We start from the raw sequence: 16,109 nt of genomic DNA, 5'->3' as shown, positions 1-16,109 counted from the left end.
AGCCGTCTCCCGCAGGCGCCTCAGTATAGAATCGAGCGTTCCGTTTCCTTGTCGAACAGCTGCGCATTGGTCATATCGGCGACCAGCGTCGCCTCCTCGCCGATATCAGGCCGGTAGCGCGGCGAGACGCGGGCGATGAGATTGCGCCCGCCTGCCACCATGTTCAGATGCACTTCCGAGCCCATGGGCTCGGCCAGTTCGACGACCGCCTTGAGGGGCGCCAGGTTCTCCGGTGCGATGTCGGCCGGCGGCAGCTCGTGGAAATTCTCCGGACGGATGCCAAGCACCAGTTCGCGGCCCTCGTAGGGGGCGATCCTGCCCTTGTCGAAATGGGCAGGCAGCGGCAGTTCCCGGCCGTCGAAGACGGCGATATAGCCGTCGTCCCGGCGCAAAATGGTCGAGGGCAGCATGTTCATCTGCGGCGCGCCGATGAAGCCGGCGACGAACATGTTGACGGGACGGTCGTAGAGGTTCTGCGGCGTATCCACCTGCTGGATGTGCCCGTCCTTCATGACGACGATCCGGTCCGCCATGGTCATGGCCTCCACCTGGTCGTGGGTGACGTAGATGAAGGTGGCGTTGAGGCGCTTGTGCAGCTTGGTGATTTCCGAACGCATCGTGCCGCGCAGTTTGGCATCGAGATTGGAAAGCGGCTCGTCGAGAAGGAAGACCGCCGGATTGCGCACCATCGCACGGCCGAGCGCGACGCGCTGGCGCTGCCCGCCCGAAAGCGCCTTCGGCTTGCGGTTCAGGAGATGAGAGATGTCGAGGATCCTGGCGGCGTCCTGCACCTGGGCATCGATGAAGTCGCGCGACACCTTCCTCAGCTGCAGACCGAAAGCCATGTTCTTGTAGACGGTCATATGCGGGTACAGCGCATAGTTCTGGAAAACCATGGCGATATCCCGATCCTTGGAGGGAACGTCGTTCATGACGTCGCCGCCGATCTTGAGCTCTCCTCCCGATATCTCCTCGAGGCCGGCGATCATCCGCAGCGTCGTCGATTTACCGCAGCCGGAGGGGCCGACCAGGATGATGAATTCCTTGTCAGCGATTTCGAGGTCGATGTCGTGGACGACGGTGAGCGCGCCGTAGGATTTGTTCAGCTCTTTAAGCGAAATGCTGGCCATCGGGTCCTCCTGAATTCACCAATAGGAAGACCAGCTGCGCGAAAGGCGCGTCAAAGCTTCCATGTAATAATAATCTCCCCAGGAGACGCATTCATCGACACCCTCGCCGCGGCAGGTGTTGAACGGCGATTTCTTCGAATAGGTGGCGTGCAGCACCAGGCCGTTGGAGACGGCTGGGTCCTTGACCGCGTAGTGATCGGCAAGGCTCTTCATCATGCGGCGCGCCAGGGTGCGATAGCGTGCGGCCGGTTCCGGCTCGACGAGATCGGCCATTTCCAGAAGGCCGCAGGCGGTGATCGACGCCGACGAGCTGTCGCGCGGCTCGCCGTCGCCGTCCGAAAAGACGAGATCCCAATAGGGCACCATGTCGGCCGGCAGCCGGTTGAGATAGAAGGCGAGCAGCCGGTCGAAGGTTTGGCGGTATTCCTCGATCCGCTCATAGCGATAGGAGAGCGCCATTCCCGAGATGGCCCAGGCCTGTCCGCGCGCCCAGGCGCTGTCGTCCCTGTAACCTTGCTTGGTGGCGCCGCGCACCGGCGCTCCCGTGACCGGGTCCATGTAGAAGGTGTGATAGGTGGAATCGTCCGGCCGAACCGAATTGGCGAGCGTGGTGCGGGCGTGAATGAGAGCGATCTCGCGATATTTCGGATCGCCGGTCTCGCGGCTCGCCCAGTAGAGAAGCGGCAGGTTCAGCAAGCAGTCGATGATGTAGCGGTATTCTTCCGCCACCCCCTTGCGGCCCCAGGCCTGGATGAACTGGCCGACGGGTTGGAAACGCTCGATCAACTGGTCGGCTGCCAGGATGGCGGCCCTGCGGCCATCCTCATCTCCGACAAGCTTCCAGGCGGCGATGCAGGAGGGCGAATAGAGAAAGCCCATGTCGTGATGATCCGTCTCGATGCGGTTCACGATCCGATGCAGGAACGATTGGACCTGGATCTGCGCGGCATCGCGGAAAACCGCCTCGCCGCTGTGCTCGAAAGCGAGCCACAGCTCTCCGGGCCAGAAACCCGCGGTCCATTGGTCGTTCGCCACCGCGGGATAGAAATTTCCGACGCTTGAATGGTTCTGCGAGGCATGGGTGAAGGCGGGAAGGTTGCGCCTGATCTGCCCGACGGCAAGATCGAGCGCGGCTTTGACCTCCTGGTCGGTGATCGGCTGCGGGGCGACGGACGAGACGGCGTTCATGGATTTAACCCTTCAGTCCGGTCGAGGCGATACCCTCGACGAAGAAGCGCTGGAGAGAGAGGAAGACGACGAGAACCGGAATGAGGGCGACGACAGAGGCCGCCATGATGAGCCCGTATTCGGCCGAATATTGCGAGATGAACATGCGAAGGCCGATCTGGACGGTCTTCAGCTCGGTCTTGGTCAGGTAGATCATCGGCCCGAGAAAATCGTTCCAGGTGGTGACGAAGGTGAAGATCGTCAGTGTCGAGAGCGCGGGCTTCGACAGCGGCAGCATGATGCGCGCCCAGATCTGGTACTCGTTCATGCCGTCGATGCGGGCCGCCTCGCAGAGCTCGGTCGGGATCGACATGTAGAACTGCCGCATCAGGAAGACGCCGAAGGCGGTGAAAGCCTGCAGGCAGATCAGTGCCAGATGGGTGTTGTTGAGGCCGAATTCGCGCATCAGCAGGAATTGCGGCACCATATAGACCTGCCAGGGCATGGCGATGGTGGCGATGTAGCCGAGGAACAGGGTGTTCTTGTAGGGGAAATTCAGCTTGGCGAAGGCGTAGGCGGCAAAGCTGGAGGTCAAAAGTTGCAGCAGCGTGACGATGATCGTCAGCTTCGAGGTGTTGTAGATGAAGAGCGCAAGCGGGATCTTCGTCCAGATATCGACGTAGTTATGCCATTGCGGCTCGGACGGTATCCACTCGATCGGGAAGGCGAAGACGTCGCGGCTGAGCTTCAGGGATGCCGAGAGCATCCAGGCGAAGGGCATCAGCATGATGAGCGTGACGGCGATGACGATGGCGTAGATCGCGACCGATTTGAGGGTCACCTTGCGTCCTGCGATCCTCATTCACCATCCTCCCTCTGGCGCCGGAACTGGAAGACGGTGACGGCGAGCACGAGGAAGAACAGAACGAGCGCAACCATGCTGGAATAGCCGAGATCCCAGGAAATGAAGGCCTCGTTGTAGATGTGGTAGACGAGGACGAGCGTCGAGGTGCCGGGTCCGCCCTGGGTGATCATGTAGATCTGGTCGAACACCTTGAAGGACTGGATCGTCAGCATGACGGTGACGAAGAAGGTCGTCGGCCCGAGCTGCGGCACCGTGACATGGATGAACTTCTGCCAGGAATTGGCGCCATCGAGATCGGCGGCCTCATAGAGCTCCGAATTGATGCCCTGCAGGCCGGCCAGATAGATGACCATGTAATAACCCATGTTCTTCCAGATGCCGAAGAGGATCACCGTCACCATCGCCCAGTGGCGATCGGCCGCCCATCCCGGCATGTTCTTGGGATCGAGGCCGAGCGTGTAGAGGATCATGTTCACCGGTCCCATCTCGGGATTGAAGATCATGTTCCAGACGACCGCGACGGCCACCAGCGAGGCGACATAGGGGAAGAACATCGCTGTGCGGAAGAAATCGCGCCCCGCGATCTTCTGGTTGAGAAGTACGGCAAGGCCAAGCGCGCATATGAGCGTCGCCGGCACGGAAGCGACCGTATAGATGACCGTGTTCCAGAACGCCGCGATAAAAGCCTTGTCATCGAAGAGCCGCCAGAAATTGTCGAGGCCGGCGAAGGTGATCGCATTCGAACCGTCCCAATGCATGAAGGCAAGCACGAAGGCGAACAGGATCGGGCCGAGCGTGAAGACGGCAAAGCCGATGAAGTTCGGCGCGATGAAGGAATAGGCGACGAGCGCGTTGCGGATCCTGCGCTGGCGCTTGGACAGGACCGCGACCTTCCGACCGGAGGTTGCCATGGCGCCATCCGTCGCGATGACCGAATTCGATAGGGACACCGATGCCTCCTCTTCCTCCAGCAACGACATAGCACATATCCGGTATTGGTCAAACAAGTTCTGAATAGGTCATACGAATTTTATGGAAAGCGCAAAATACATATGATAGGTGAGCATGCAGACCAAACGCCCATCGATGCTTTTCCGGTACGGGGAGAGACATGCTCAGCGAGATTTCAGGGGAGCTGCCGGATGTGCTGGGCGATTTCACGCCCGGGGCGGTCTGCTCCGATCGCGCCAGATGGAGCGCTGTGCCGCAAGCGGTACGGGATCTGATCATTCGCGAGGCCGAAGAGACGCTTGCGCGCGCCTTGCCGCTGATTGCGGCTTCGGATTACCGGGAGTTCACCGCAACGGGCAACCGCGCGCGCTTCGAGGAGCTTTATTTCACGCGGCGGCGGATGCTCAACAATCTGGTGCTCGGCGAACTCATCGAAGGCAAGGCGCGGTTCCTGCCGAAGGTCGTCGACGGCATCTTCCTGATTGCGGAGGAGAGCGGGTGGCAGCTTCCGGCGCATAACGCCTATGAACGAAGCGGCGCGCGCCTGCCGCTTCCCGACAATTCGCAGCCTGTCGTCGATCTCTTCGCCGCCGAAACGGCGGCGCTGCTTGCCACCATCGTTGCATTGCTTCGCGACGAGCTCGACGGCATCAGCCCCGAGATTACGGCACGCGTGGAACGCGAGATCGAAACCCGCATCCTTTCGCCCTATCTCGGCCGGCATTTCTGGTGGATGGGCCGCGGTCAGGAGCGGATGAACAACTGGACGGCGTGGATAAGCCAGAACGTCCTGTTGACGGTCTTCTCCCTGAAAACCGATCAGCCCACGCGTCACGCCGTCGTCAGAAAGGCGCTCGGCAGCCTCGACGCCTTCCTGAAGGACTATGCCGAGGACGGGGCCTGCGAGGAGGGCGTGCTCTACTACCGCCACGCCGCACTCTGCCTGCATGGCGCGTTGACCATCCTGGATGCCGTGGCGCCGGGCCTGTTCGCCGGGGTCTGGCAGCAGCCGAAGATCCGCAACATGGCCGAATATATTGCCCATATGCATGTGGCCGGCCGCTACTATTTCAACTTCGCGGATTCCTCCGCGGTGGTCGAACCCTGCAGCGCGCGGGAATACCTGTTCGGACAGGCGGTCGGCTCTGAGATGCTGGCTGAGTTCGCTGCATCCGACAGGGCCGCTTCCGACAATCCGCACCTGCCCGGGGAATGGAACCTCTGGTATCGCGTGCAGGAACTGCTGGTCGGCCCTGCAATCCCCGCCGCCGCCGAGCCACCTCCTGCATCCGGGCGCGATATCTTCTATCCCGGCATCGGCCTGTTCATCGCCCGCGACCGGCAGTTTTCGCTTGCCGTCAAGGGCGGCAACAATGGCGAGGGCCACAATCATAACGATGTCGGAAGTGTCACGCTTTACAAGAACGGACATCCGTTCCTGATCGATGTCGGCGTCGAGACCTATACCGCAAAGACCTTTTCGGCGCGGCGCTACGAGATATGGACGATGCAGTCGGCTTTCCACAACCTGCCGACATTCGCAGGCGTCATGCAGTCGGCCGGCGAAGCCTTTGGCGCGCGCGATGTCGAGGTCGAGTTTGACGAGGAGCACGCGCGCATATCGCTCGATATATCAGGCGCCTATTCCCCCGAGGCGCAGCTGCACAGCTACCGGCGCGTCGTTTCCCTGCTGCGCGGCCGCCACGTCGAGATCGTCGATACCTATGACGGGGGCAAGCCGGCGGTCCTGTCTCTGATGACATGCGTGGTGCCGACTGTCGGCCCCGATAGGATCGATCTGGCCGACCTCGGCAGAATTTTCGTCGATGGCACCGGCGAGATCGAAATTGATGAAATCGTCGTGGACGACGCCCGGCTGAGATCGGCCTGGCCCGAGAAAATCTATCGGCTGCGCCTGCCGTTTGCCGGCAGGCTCCTGAGATTGCGGATCGTCTAGAACAGGATGATTTTAGGCCGGGTCGGCCTGAAATCTGAATCCTGTTCTAAATTAAAGAGTTAGAGCATGATGTCGTCCGAAAATCGCTCACACTTTTCGGCATCATGCTCTGGGGAGGACGAGCATGGAATTGACGCTGAAGATCGTGGATGCCGATGGGGCAGTGCTGGCCAGTTCCACAGGCCGGGACGAGACGTTCCTGGTCTATCGCCAGAGCTATCGCGAAGGCGATCGCGTGGTCGTGGAGGTCTCCGAGCCCGGACATGTCTTCCTCTCCCTGGACGGCGCGATCCAACCCGGCCTGGTCTATATGAAGGAATGCGCCTATTCGCTCGCTGTGCCCTTCGGCGACAAACGCAAGCCCTATTCCCCGAATGCCTTCAGGGGCGATATCCACCGGCTATCAGCGCGAAGCACGCGGCCGGACGAGATCATTCACCGGCGCAATCTCGCTCTCAACCCCTGGGACGATCACGCCAATCGGACGCTGTTTCCGCATGCGCGCGCCAATGTCGAAACCCGGGGCGAAGCGGTCTTTGCCGCGCGTAACGCGATCGACGGCGAAAAGGCCAACGATGATCACGGCTTCTGGCCCTATACGAGCTGGGGCATCAATCGCGATCCTCACGCGGCGCTAACGGTGGAATTCGGCCGGCCGGTCAGGATCGACGAGATCGTTTTCTATCTCCGGGCCGACTTTCCGCATGATTCCTGGTGGGAAAAGGCCAGCGTCACCTTCTCGAACGGCAAGACCTCCTGTTTTCCGTTGGTGAAATCGGGCGTCGCTCAAGCCTTTCTGATAGAGCCCTGCATCGTCGAATGGGTGGAACTGCACAGGCTGATCAAGGCCGAGGACGCCTCGCCCTATCCGGCGCTGACCCAGATCGAAATCTGGGGAATCGAGGCGTCGGGTGCTGGAGACCAGGACGTCCCGGTTGCGGTCGAAGGCGATTCCGGGAGGGCTCATGGGCGCCTGAAAACTTCCGTTCCTGTCAGCGTTCGTCTTGACGACGCGGAGACCGATCGCAGGTGATACCATCTCCTTCTGCTTCGGTCGGGAACAGAGGCCAGGTATCAGCGGTGGAAACTGTGTCACGCTTGTCAGACCGTTTGCACGTGCTAGGAAGGTCAGATGAGACTGCTTGTGGTGGAGGACAACAAGGATCTGGCGGCCTGGCTGGGTAAAGCCCTGCGACAGGCGCAATACGCTATCGACATTGCCCATGACGGCGAGGACGCGGAGCATATGCTCAAGGTGGCGGAGTATTCGGCGATGATCCTCGACCTGGCGCTGCCCAAGCTTGACGGATTGACGCTGTTGAAGCGATTGCGGCAGTCCGGAAACAAGCTGCCGGTCATCATCTTGACCGCGAATGCGAGCCTGGACGGCCGTGTTGCAGGGCTTGACAGCGGCGCCGACGACTATCTCGCCAAACCCTTCGAAATCGCCGAGCTCGAAGCGAGGATTCGTGCGGTGGTCCGCCGCGGCCAGGACCGGGCATCATCCGAGATTACCGTCGGCAACCTGCGCTTCTCCGGCGGGACGCGGCAGTTTTTCGTCGCAGGCGAGCCGCTGCAACTGACGCCGCGTGAATATGCCGTGCTTGAGCAACTCGTCATGAAGCTTGGCAACACCGTCTCGAAAGCCGCCCTTTCCGAAAGCGTGTTCGGTTTCGACGACGAGGCGGATCCGAGCGCCATCGAAATCTACGTCCACAGGCTGCGAAAGAAGCTCGAGGGCAGTTCGGTTCAGATTGCCACGTTGCGCGGGCTTGGCTATCTCCTCAGACATGTCCAGTAGCCTCGTCACCAAGGTGGGCGCGACGATCGCGCGGCTCAGCCAGAGCCTGAGGGTGCAGTTGCTCTGCTGGGTGCTGCTGACCCTGTTCGGCGCGATCGGTTTCAATCTTTACGACAGCTTCTGGACGGCTGACGCCACAGCAAAGCTGGTGACGGATCGAACACTTCTGGCGTCGGCGCGCGTCATTGCCGAAGCCGTCCGTGTCGACGAGGGCGGCAATGTTCAGGTGGACGTGCCGCCTTCCGCGCTGGAGATGTTTGATACGGGCTTCGGCGACCGTGTATCTTATCAGGTCATCACCGCATGGGGCAGTCTGGTCAGCGGCTTTCCCGACCTGCCGTTGCCGGCCGTCCAGCGCACCGGTGAGGATCGCACGTTCCACGGTGCCGATGTTCGCGTCATGATGCTCGACCATCCTGTCGTCGGCCTTCCCGATGACGGCGCGATCTCCGTGACCGTCGCCGTTACGCATAACAGCCAGTATGCGATGCGAAGGCAATTGTGGCTCTCAGATTTTTCGAAGCAGTTCGTGCTCGTCTTCGTCGCAAGCCTGGTGACCATCCTCGGCCTGCAGCGTGGCCTGGCTCCTGCGCTGAGGCTGCGGGACGCCCTGCGCCAGCGCGGGCGCAACCGTCTCGATCCGCTGCCGCCGGAGATGGTGCAGAGCGAGCTGCAGCCGCTCGTTCACGCCCTGAACGACTACATGGAGCGCGTCCAGAACCAGATGGCCGCGCAGCGACGGTTCGTATCGAATGCGGCGCATCAACTGCGAACCCCCCTGGCGCTGATTTCGACGCAGGCGAGCGTGGCGGCCCGCGAAGCCGATGCTGCTCGCCGCGACGAGGCGCTTTTCGCCCTTCGCACCAGCACGAAACAGATTTCGCGTCTTGCCAGCCAGCTCCTCACCTTATCGCGGGCCGAGCCCGGAAGCCGGCGCCCCCGGAGCGATGCGACCGACCTTACGAAGGCTGCCCGCGAGATCCTGGAAGCGCATGCTGAAGAGGCGCTCAAGCGCAACATCGACGTCGGCCTGGAAGCCGTCCGCCCGGTCATTGTCGACGGCGACGCGACGATGCTGCGCGAGATGTTGGTCAACCTCATAGACAATGCGATCCGCTATACCCGCCCGAACGGACGGGTGACCGTCGCCGTCGGGCAGGCGGACGGCAACGCCGTCGTGACCGTCGAGGACAACGGGCCGGGTATTCCGAGCGGGGAGCGCGAACAGGTTTTCGAACGGTTCTACCGGATCATGGGGACTGAAGCCGAGGGGAGTGGTCTGGGGCTAGCGATCGTTCGGGAGGTCGTCGAAGGCGCTGGAGGTTCAGTCTCGCTCGATGACGCGGAAGGCGGTGGGCTCGTCGTGACGGTGCGGCTGCCGCTCGCTTAGACCTAAGTGCATCAAATGAAAAGAAGGCCGGGCATCGCGCCCGGCCTTCAGTTCGATCTGCCTTGGGAGGAGGTCGATTTGATCACTGGGTATCGAGGTGCTGCTGCGGACGCCATTTCGCCAGGCGGTTCTCGATCAATGTCATGATGTATTCGGCAAAAAGCGTGACGACCATGACGAGGAGGATTGCCGCGAACATGCCGGCCGCGTCGAACGTCCCCTTGGCGATCGAGATGAGCTGGCCGATACCGAAGCGGGCGCCGACGAATTCGCCGACGATTGCGCCGATGATCGCGAAACCGAAGGACACGTGCAGACTGGCGAAGATCCAGCTCATCGCCGATGGGATGACCACGGTGCGGGTGACCTGCCAATCCGAGGCGCCGAGAATGCGGGCGTTGGCGATCATATTGCGGTCGGCCTCGCGCACGCCCTGGAAGGCGTTTGCAAACACCACGAAGAACACCATGATGAAGGCGAGTGCAACCTTGGAGGGCAGGCCGAGACCCATGATCATGATGAAGATGGGGGCGAGAACGACGCGCGGTATCGAGTTGATCGCCTTGATGTAGACGGAGAAAATGTCCGACAGGAAGCGGTTGCGGCCAAGACCGATGCCGACGAAGACGCCGGTGATCGATCCCGCGAAGAAGCCGATCAGGGCCTCCTCCATCGTCACCCATAGATTATACCAGAGAGAACCTTCCGTGGTGCCCTCGGTTGCCCATTCGTAGAGGCGCTGAACGACGCCGCTTGGGCTCGAATAGAAGAACGGATCGATCCACTGCATGTTGGAAGACAGCTCCCACATGCCGATCACGAAGACCAGGATGGCGATCTGCCAGAAGCGCACCAGCGTCTTGCGCCGGCGCATTGCCTTCAGCGCCGATGCCTCGATTTCTGTGTCCGACGTGCCCGGCCGAAACATGGTGGCCGAACCGGCCTCAAGTGTGGTGTGTGCCATGATATCCTCCCTCAGGCCGCTTCGCTTGCGCGGCGGTAGCTGGTCTCGACCTCCTCGCGCAGGTCCTCCCAGATCGTCTTGCAATAGTCGATGAAGCTCTGCTCGTAGCGGATTTCCGACACGACGCGCGGGCGGGGGAGATCGATCGTATAGACCGACTTTACCGTCGCAGGGCCGGCGGTCAGGACGTAGACCTTGTCGGCGAGGGCGACAGCCTCTTCGAGGTCGTGGGTCACGAACACCACCGAGGCCTTGCGCTCCGCCCACAGTTTCAAGAGCTCTTCATGCATCACCGTGCGGGTCTGCACGTCGAGAGCCGAAAACGGCTCGTCCATCAGCAGGATTTCCGGCTCGTTGATGAATGTCTGGGCCAGGGAGACGCGCTTGCGCATACCGCCAGAAAGCTGGTGGGGATAGTGATGGAGAAATTTCGAAAGGCCGACGCGGGCCAGCCAGTCGCGTGCGCTCTTTTCCGCTTCAGTGCGCGACTTGCCCCGAAACAGCGGGCCGGCCATGACGTTGTCGATCACGTTCTTCCAGGGAAAGAGTGCGTCGGTCTGGAACGCGAAGCCGACACGCGGGTCAATGCCGGTGATCGGCCCGCCCATCAGCCGGACTTCACCGGCGCTCGGGCGTGCGAGACCCGTCACAAGATTGAGCGTCGTCGATTTACCGCAGCCGGTAGGGCCGACGACGGCGACGAACTCCCCGCGGGCGACCGTCATGTTGAAATCGCGCAAGGCCGTAAGGGACTTGCCGGTCGGCGAGACGAAGCGGCGGCTGACGTTGATCAGCTCGATCGCCGGGATCTGGTTCTTGTCATGTTGCATGATGATACCTGAGGCGTGCTTTGGGCGCGTGCACGCAATGCCCATGGATCGATCGGGAGGCCGCTTCCGGTTGGGACCGGAAGCGACGCGACGCCTTACTTGACGTTCTTGACGAACTCCGTCGTATAGGTCTTGGAAAGGTCGATCTGCTTGCCCTTGACGTTCTTGGAGAACTCCGAGAGCACGGCAAGCACGGTCTTCGGACCGTCTTCCGGCATGACGCCATCCGGTGTGAACATGCCCTTGCCGTCGTCGAGAGCCTTGATGTAACCGTCCTTGTCGCCGACGTAGAAGTCTTTCGGCATCTTGTCCGCGATCTCGGCAGCTGAATGCGTGTTGATGTAGCGCAGCGTCTTGACGAAGGCGTTGGCGAGCTTCTGCGCCTCTTCCTTGTGTGCGTCGACCCAGGAGGCTTCCATGTAGAGTGAGGCGGCCGGATAGGTGCCACCGAGCGCCTGACGGGTCGACTCGACCGTGCGCATGTCGACAAGCACGCTCGCCTCGCCGGTCTTGATCATGCGCGAGATCGTCGGCTCTGTCGTCATGCCGGCCTGGATCTGATCCTGTTGCATGGCGGCGATGAAGGTGCCGCCGGCGCCGACCGGGACCGTCACGACGTCGCCGGGCTTCAGGCCGGCCTTCGAGGCCATGAAGAGGGTCAGGAAGTTCGTGGACGAGCCGAGACCAGTGACGCCGAGGCTCTTGCCCTTGAAGTCGGCCGGCGACTTGATGTCAGGGTGCTTGCTCGAAACCATCTCGACTTCGCCCGGCGCCTGGCTGAACTGGACGATGGATTCGACGAATTTGCCTTTGGCCTGCAGGTCCACACAATGGTCGTAGAAGCCGACCACGCCCTGGACGGCGCCGGCCAGAAGCTGGTTTTCGGCATCGACGCCGGCAGCTTCATTCAGCAGTTCGACGTCGAGACCCTCGTCCTTGAAGTATCCCAGCGATTCGGCAAGCTTGGCGGGCAGATAGATCTGCTTCTCATAACCGCCGACCATGATGGTGATCTTATCGGCCGCATGTGCGGCGCTGGTAGCCAAAGATGCTGCGGCGAGAAGCGTCGAAAAAGCGACGGTGTGAAAAAGGCTGCGTGAAGAACGCATGGAAATCTCCTCCTGTGGTTTGCTAGCATCGTCGTCTCGCCACTTTGACCGTGTCTCCTCCACGATGCTGCCCCTTCCTATGACGTCGAAGCTTTCAACTAGCTTTCAGTCACGGATGGGTAAGCAGCCCGTGGAATTCCATCCATGCATCCCCCGTCGTGGCAAGCGCTTCAACGTGAAAATTGGGAGAGAATATGTCCGCGACCGTCATCGCGATCTGGTGACCGGTGGTGAGCAGCCTATGAACCTGCGGGCAGCCTTGCCCGCGCCGCGCTCGGCGGGCCGTCATTCAAACGGTTCCAGGCGCGGCGGAGCTGCCGCGCCGAGCCGAAGCCGGCGCGCATCGCGACGGCCTCCATGTCCAGCCGCGAACCAGAGAGCATCTCGCGGGCAAGAGCCACGCGCATGCGGTTGACGAAATCCGTAACGCTCATGCCCGTCTGCTCGTTGAACAGCCGTGAAAGGTTGCGCGGGCTGGCGCCGCTGAGGCGGGCGAGGGACGCCACCGACCAGTCCTGAGTGGGGTTGGCGACCACCGCATCCTGTGCACGGTGAATGACCGGGTGAATATGGTTGCGACCTTCAAGCCAGGGCGAAAGCTGCGGATCCGAGCCGCCGCGCCTGAGATAGACGACAAGATATCGCGCCACCGCAAGCGCGCAGGCATGCCCCACCGCTTCGGCGACGATATGCAACATGAGGTCTATGCCGGCGGTGATGCCGGCACTCGTGAGGCGGTCTCCGTCCTCGACATAGAGCCGGTTGTCCCGGACGCGCGCGGTGGGCGCGAGCCTGATCAGATCTTCCATACAGCCGTGATGGGTGGTGCATTCGCGACCGTCGAGCATTCCGGCCTCGGCAGCGAGCAATGCGCCCGAGCAGATCGAAGCCAGTCGAATTCCCGGACGGATGGCGCGCTTCAGCCATGCGATAATGGCAGCCTGGTCAGCGCGTTCCTGTTTGTCCCACGGACGACTGTTTGCCATCGGGGCGTCGGCGCTGCCGGCAATGACGACAAGCGCGCTATCGGGCAAGCGTTCCGGCAATGCGACGACACCCGTAACGGCAAGACCGATCGAACTGCCGACCGTCGCTGATGGGCCGATATAGGTGACGGTAAAGCGGACTGTGCGCTGTTCGAGGTTCGCCTTGCGCAGCACTTCGATCGGGCCGGCGACGTCGAGCAGCAGCACGCGCGGCGGCACGACGACGAAGACCGGGATATCGAAGGGCTGCGCGGCGTCCGTCATGCGGCGAGTGACTTTTCGCGCCCCGCCAATGCCTGTTCGACGGTCGCGATCCGAGCGAAACGGCCTGAGAGGACCAGTTCGGTCCGGTCCCGGATTTCCCTTGCGCTCCAAGTGCGTCCCGTTGCGTCGGTCATCGGGAAGGTCAGGGTCGCTTCGCCGACATAGTCGACCTGATAGCCGAGATCGGAGGCGTGTCGGGTGGTGGTCTCGCAGCACTGTTCCGTGCGAATGCCGGAGACGAGGATACGACGGACGCCGTTCTCGGTCAGCCACACGTCGAGACCGGAACCGACCAGGGCGCTGTGGCGCCCCTTCCTGAACGTCGCCTTGGGAGTGATCCTGAGCGGGGCGAGTGTGCTGACGAATCCGGATGCTTCCGAAAACGGCCCGTTTTCATCGACATGGAAGATCTGGATGATGGGTATTCCATCGGCTTCCGCGCCGTCGATCAGAGCCTGCTGACGATCGATGTAGGCGGATGCCAGGTTTTCATCCCAGTAATCGCGTTGTCTGAAAGACTCTTGGGCGTCGATAACGAGAAGGACAGTATCATGACCGGACATTTTTTGCTCCATGGCGGTTGATCATGAAGCCATATTCGGCAATTTGATGGCACGAGAAAATGCGCGCACCGGACAAATAGCGGACAATTCGCGCCAATCGCTGCGGACGCTTCCAGACAGTTCCGGGATCAACTATCAGCTCGTAAAGCTTCGCAGATCCTTCAGCAGGTTGCGGTACCTTGCCTGGCTACCGACCAGGTGCTCACGCATGGCGTTGCGGGCAGCCTGATCGTCCCTGTCGGAGATGGCGATGACGATCGCTTCGTGCTCCCTGTGTATCAGCTTTCGGTAGGCGGTCTGCTCGGCTGTCCTTGTTTCCGGGACCAGCCGCGACTGCGGGATGATCGCCGAGCCCTGGGACTCCAGGAACTGCCGGAAGAGCGGATTGTTCGTGGCTTCGGCGATGGCGGCATGGAGTTCGAGATCCGCCTCGCGAATGGAGTGATCGCTCTCGATGCACAGGAGGATTTTCCGGTGGCATTCGAAAATCGCCTCCTCCTGCGCGGGCGAGCGGCGCAAGGCCGCAAGGCCCGCCGCTTCGATTTCGACAGGCGTTCTGATCTCGAGCACTTCCAGATCGGAAACAACGCGGGCCTTGTCGGCTTTCCCAGCGGAGAGAACCGGATCGGCGCCGAGGACGAAGATACCCGCTCCCTGTCGCACCTCGACAAGCCCGTCGGAGCGAAGCGCGGCCACGGCCTCGCGCACGACGGTGCGGCTGACGCTGTGCGTTTCGGTCAGTTCATGCTCACTCGGAAGCTTGTCGCCGGCCGAATACTGGCCGCTCAATATGGCTTGCCGGAGGCTTTCGCCGACCTGTGAGACCAGCGACCCGGAGCCTTTGCTGCGATCCTTCATCTGCATAGCCACGCACGCCCCCGCATCGGCTTTGATCCGCATGCCGTTCAAACGCGGCATTGCGAAATTCACAATTCATCACACATGTATGACAAATTTTTCCGACTTTCAATGGATAAGGGCCGGCCAGTGAAAATCCGGCACTGCGCTTACATCTCTCGACGCGGCTTTGGCATATGCGTGAGGACCGGTGGAAGCACTCACAACCGCCTGGTCGATTCCCCGCGTACGAATCTCGGCGTCAGGATGAAGTCCTCAGGCGGCGCGGCGGCACCCTCCGGGCTTGCTATTCTTGCCAGCAGACGCTGTGCCGCCAATTCCCCGAGCTTCTGCGCATCCTGCACCACCATCGTGATGCGAGGCGTGATGACATTGCTCCAGGGCACGTCATCGACCATCGCCAGCGATACGTCGTCAGGGCAACGGAAACCCATCTCCTGCATCACCTGCAGTGCTGCGAGGCCCGTCATGTTATTGGCGCCGATGATGGCGGTCGGCCGGTCGCGGCGGGTCAAGAGCCGCATCGCCTGTGCATGGCCGCCGGTCCTGGTGTAGCCGCCTTCGACCACCAGCGAAGGATCGATGTCGACGCCGGCGCCGGCCATCGTGTTCATGAAGCCCTTCAGGCGCTCGTCGGCGGTGTGCAGGCCGCTCGGCCCGGAGATGAAGCCGATGCGCCTGTGGCCGAGCTGCAGCAGATGTTCCGTCAGGATGGTGGTGGTCAGCGGATTGTCGGAACCGACAAAATCACGCTCGGCGCCCTCCACTTTCTGGTCGAACATCACGATCGGGGTTTTGAAGTCGCGCAGGAACGTGGCGTACTCCTCGCCGCGCCCATTTGCCGCCAGCGCAATGCCGGCGATCTTCTGCGCCTCCAGCCGCTCCAGCAGCGCCCGTTCAAGATCGGCCCTGCCGGAGGAGTCGGCGATCAGGACGAAATAGCCGTGGTCGAGCGCCTGGTGCTCGATCTCTCGACGGATGTCGCCGAAGAACATGTTGCCGAGATTGGCCGAAACGAAACCGATCAGCGAACTGCGTCCGCGCGCCAGCGTCTGGGCCACCGGGTCGATGCGGTAACCGGTCGATTTTATCGCCTGCTGGATGCGGTCAAGCGTCTCGGCGCCGACCCGCTTCGGGCTGTTGAGCGCCAGCGAGACGGTCGAGATTGAAACCCCCGCAAGGCGCGCGACATCTCGTATGGTGGTCATAGCTATCGAACCGGTTCTAATGTCTTGTTATGTCCGATTTTATTGGTCGGCGCAACATGCATGCCT

Annotated in this window: 15 protein-coding genes; 4 read left to right on the top strand and 11 right to left on the bottom strand. The window is 61.6% G+C overall.

Annotation, left to right across the window (positions count from 1 at the left end; genetic code table 11):
• Positions 1-20: 20 nt before the first annotated feature.
• From MOV76_RS12310 to MOV76_RS12295, 4 genes are read right to left on the bottom strand one after another with little or no spacing between them, the layout of a single operon-like run.
• Complete coding sequence (locus tag MOV76_RS12310; RefSeq protein WP_018245936.1) at positions 21-1,130, bottom strand: ABC transporter ATP-binding protein; 1,110 nt, start codon at positions 1,128-1,130, stop codon at positions 21-23.
• Positions 1,131-1,145: 15 nt separating this feature from the next.
• Positions 1,146-2,318 (bottom strand): glycoside hydrolase family 88 protein, encoded by a 1,173-nt coding sequence (locus MOV76_RS12305; RefSeq protein ID WP_018245935.1) that lies wholly within the window; start codon positions 2,316-2,318, stop codon positions 1,146-1,148.
• A gap of 4 nt (positions 2,319-2,322) precedes the next feature.
• A complete protein-coding gene (locus tag MOV76_RS12300; RefSeq protein ID WP_018245934.1) occupies positions 2,323-3,159 on the bottom strand; it encodes a carbohydrate ABC transporter permease in 837 nt (278 codons plus the stop codon).
• On the bottom strand, positions 3,156-4,142 hold the full coding sequence (locus MOV76_RS12295) for a carbohydrate ABC transporter permease (RefSeq protein ID WP_018245933.1): 987 nt from the start codon (positions 4,140-4,142) through the stop codon (positions 3,156-3,158). Before MOV76_RS12295 ends, MOV76_RS12300 begins: the two co-directional genes overlap by 4 nt.
• A gap of 131 nt (positions 4,143-4,273) precedes the next feature.
• Between MOV76_RS12295 and MOV76_RS12290 the strand changes: the two genes are divergently transcribed.
• The 4 genes from MOV76_RS12290 to MOV76_RS12275 all read left to right on the top strand — a co-directional run bounded on the left by MOV76_RS12290 (position 4,274) and on the right by MOV76_RS12275 (position 9,261).
• Positions 4,274-6,070, top strand: coding sequence for a heparinase II/III family protein (locus MOV76_RS12290; RefSeq protein ID WP_018445044.1), 1,797 nt, complete (start codon positions 4,274-4,276; stop codon positions 6,068-6,070).
• A gap of 124 nt (positions 6,071-6,194) precedes the next feature.
• Positions 6,195-7,103, top strand: coding sequence for a carbohydrate-binding protein (locus MOV76_RS12285; protein ID WP_247264619.1), 909 nt, complete (start codon positions 6,195-6,197; stop codon positions 7,101-7,103).
• 99 nt (positions 7,104-7,202) lie between these two features.
• Positions 7,203-7,871 carry a response regulator gene (locus MOV76_RS12280; RefSeq protein WP_018245930.1) on the top strand — a complete coding sequence of 223 codons (669 nt, stop codon included), beginning with the start codon at positions 7,203-7,205 and terminating at the stop codon, positions 7,869-7,871.
• The gene (locus tag MOV76_RS12275) at positions 7,861-9,261 is read left to right on the top strand and encodes a sensor histidine kinase (protein ID WP_018245929.1); all 1,401 of its coding nucleotides are present in this window, start codon (positions 7,861-7,863) and stop codon (positions 9,259-9,261) included. Before MOV76_RS12280 ends, MOV76_RS12275 begins: the two co-directional genes overlap by 11 nt.
• An 82-nt stretch (positions 9,262-9,343) precedes the next feature.
• On the opposite strand, the gene MOV76_RS12270 is transcribed toward MOV76_RS12275, so the two are convergent.
• The 7 genes from MOV76_RS12270 to MOV76_RS12240 form a co-directional block, all read right to left on the bottom strand.
• Positions 9,344-10,225 carry an ABC transporter permease gene (locus MOV76_RS12270; RefSeq protein ID WP_003549874.1) on the bottom strand — a complete coding sequence of 294 codons (882 nt, stop codon included), beginning with the start codon at positions 10,223-10,225 and terminating at the stop codon, positions 9,344-9,346.
• An 11-nt stretch (positions 10,226-10,236) separates the two neighbouring features.
• A complete protein-coding gene (locus MOV76_RS12265; protein ID WP_026188721.1) occupies positions 10,237-11,055 on the bottom strand; it encodes an ABC transporter ATP-binding protein in 819 nt (272 codons plus the stop codon).
• 95 nt (positions 11,056-11,150) lie between these two features.
• Positions 11,151-12,164: an ABC transporter substrate-binding protein gene (locus MOV76_RS12260; protein ID WP_018245927.1), complete on the bottom strand. Its 1,014-nt coding sequence runs from the start codon at positions 12,162-12,164 to the stop codon at positions 11,151-11,153.
• Positions 12,165-12,403: 239 nt separating this feature from the next.
• Positions 12,404-13,414, bottom strand: a complete 1,011-nt coding sequence (locus tag MOV76_RS12255) for a GlxA family transcriptional regulator (protein WP_018245926.1) — start codon at positions 13,412-13,414, stop codon at positions 12,404-12,406.
• Complete coding sequence (locus tag MOV76_RS12250) at positions 13,411-13,989, bottom strand: isochorismatase family protein (protein WP_018245925.1); 579 nt, start codon at positions 13,987-13,989, stop codon at positions 13,411-13,413. The genes MOV76_RS12255 and MOV76_RS12250 overlap by 4 nt, the downstream gene beginning before the upstream one ends.
• Before the next feature lie 123 nt (positions 13,990-14,112).
• Positions 14,113-14,895 carry a FadR/GntR family transcriptional regulator gene (locus MOV76_RS12245; RefSeq protein ID WP_020493439.1) on the bottom strand — a complete coding sequence of 261 codons (783 nt, stop codon included), beginning with the start codon at positions 14,893-14,895 and terminating at the stop codon, positions 14,113-14,115.
• A 140-nt stretch (positions 14,896-15,035) separates the two neighbouring features.
• Entirely contained in the window at positions 15,036-16,043 is a 1,008-nt protein-coding gene (locus MOV76_RS12240) for a LacI family DNA-binding transcriptional regulator (protein WP_112907234.1), read from the bottom strand.
• Between the last annotated feature and the right edge of the window lie 66 nt (positions 16,044-16,109).

This window comes from Rhizobium sp. PRIMUS64 (assembly GCF_023006465.1).
GTDB lineage: Bacteria > Pseudomonadota > Alphaproteobacteria > Rhizobiales > Rhizobiaceae > Rhizobium > Rhizobium leguminosarum.
The sequence above is the reverse complement of the archived record's forward strand: the minus strand, read 5'-3'. Positions and strand labels throughout refer to the sequence as shown.

What these genes read in the sequence shown, in the direction of transcription:
- MOV76_RS12310 (WP_018245936.1), bottom strand. Translation starts at nt 1,130, where the DNA reads ATGGCCAGCATTTCGCTTAAAGAGCTGAACAAATCCTACGGCGCGCTC.
- MOV76_RS12240 (WP_112907234.1), bottom strand. Translation starts at nt 16,043, where the DNA reads ATGACCACCATACGAGATGTCGCGCGCCTTGCGGGGGTTTCAATCTCG.
- MOV76_RS12290 (WP_018445044.1), top strand. Translation starts at nt 4,274, where the DNA reads ATGCTCAGCGAGATTTCAGGGGAGCTGCCGGATGTGCTGGGCGATTTC.
- MOV76_RS12285 (WP_247264619.1), top strand. Translation starts at nt 6,195, where the DNA reads ATGGAATTGACGCTGAAGATCGTGGATGCCGATGGGGCAGTGCTGGCC.
- MOV76_RS12280 (WP_018245930.1), top strand. Translation starts at nt 7,203, where the DNA reads ATGAGACTGCTTGTGGTGGAGGACAACAAGGATCTGGCGGCCTGGCTG.
- MOV76_RS12275 (WP_018245929.1), top strand. Translation starts at nt 7,861, where the DNA reads ATGTCCAGTAGCCTCGTCACCAAGGTGGGCGCGACGATCGCGCGGCTC.
- MOV76_RS12300 (WP_018245934.1), bottom strand. Translation starts at nt 3,159, where the DNA reads ATGAGGATCGCAGGACGCAAGGTGACCCTCAAATCGGTCGCGATCTAC.
- MOV76_RS12265 (WP_026188721.1), bottom strand. Translation starts at nt 11,055, where the DNA reads ATGCAACATGACAAGAACCAGATCCCGGCGATCGAGCTGATCAACGTC.
- MOV76_RS12250 (WP_018245925.1), bottom strand. Translation starts at nt 13,989, where the DNA reads ATGGAGCAAAAAATGTCCGGTCATGATACTGTCCTTCTCGTTATCGAC.
- MOV76_RS12260 (WP_018245927.1), bottom strand. Translation starts at nt 12,164, where the DNA reads ATGCGTTCTTCACGCAGCCTTTTTCACACCGTCGCTTTTTCGACGCTT.
- MOV76_RS12270 (WP_003549874.1), bottom strand. Translation starts at nt 10,225, where the DNA reads ATGGCACACACCACACTTGAGGCCGGTTCGGCCACCATGTTTCGGCCG.
- MOV76_RS12305 (WP_018245935.1), bottom strand. Translation starts at nt 2,318, where the DNA reads ATGAACGCCGTCTCGTCCGTCGCCCCGCAGCCGATCACCGACCAGGAG.
- MOV76_RS12255 (WP_018245926.1), bottom strand. Translation starts at nt 13,414, where the DNA reads ATGACGGACGCCGCGCAGCCCTTCGATATCCCGGTCTTCGTCGTCGTG.
- MOV76_RS12245 (WP_020493439.1), bottom strand. Translation starts at nt 14,895, where the DNA reads ATGCCGCGTTTGAACGGCATGCGGATCAAAGCCGATGCGGGGGCGTGC.
- MOV76_RS12295 (WP_018245933.1), bottom strand. Translation starts at nt 4,142, where the DNA reads ATGTCGTTGCTGGAGGAAGAGGAGGCATCGGTGTCCCTATCGAATTCG.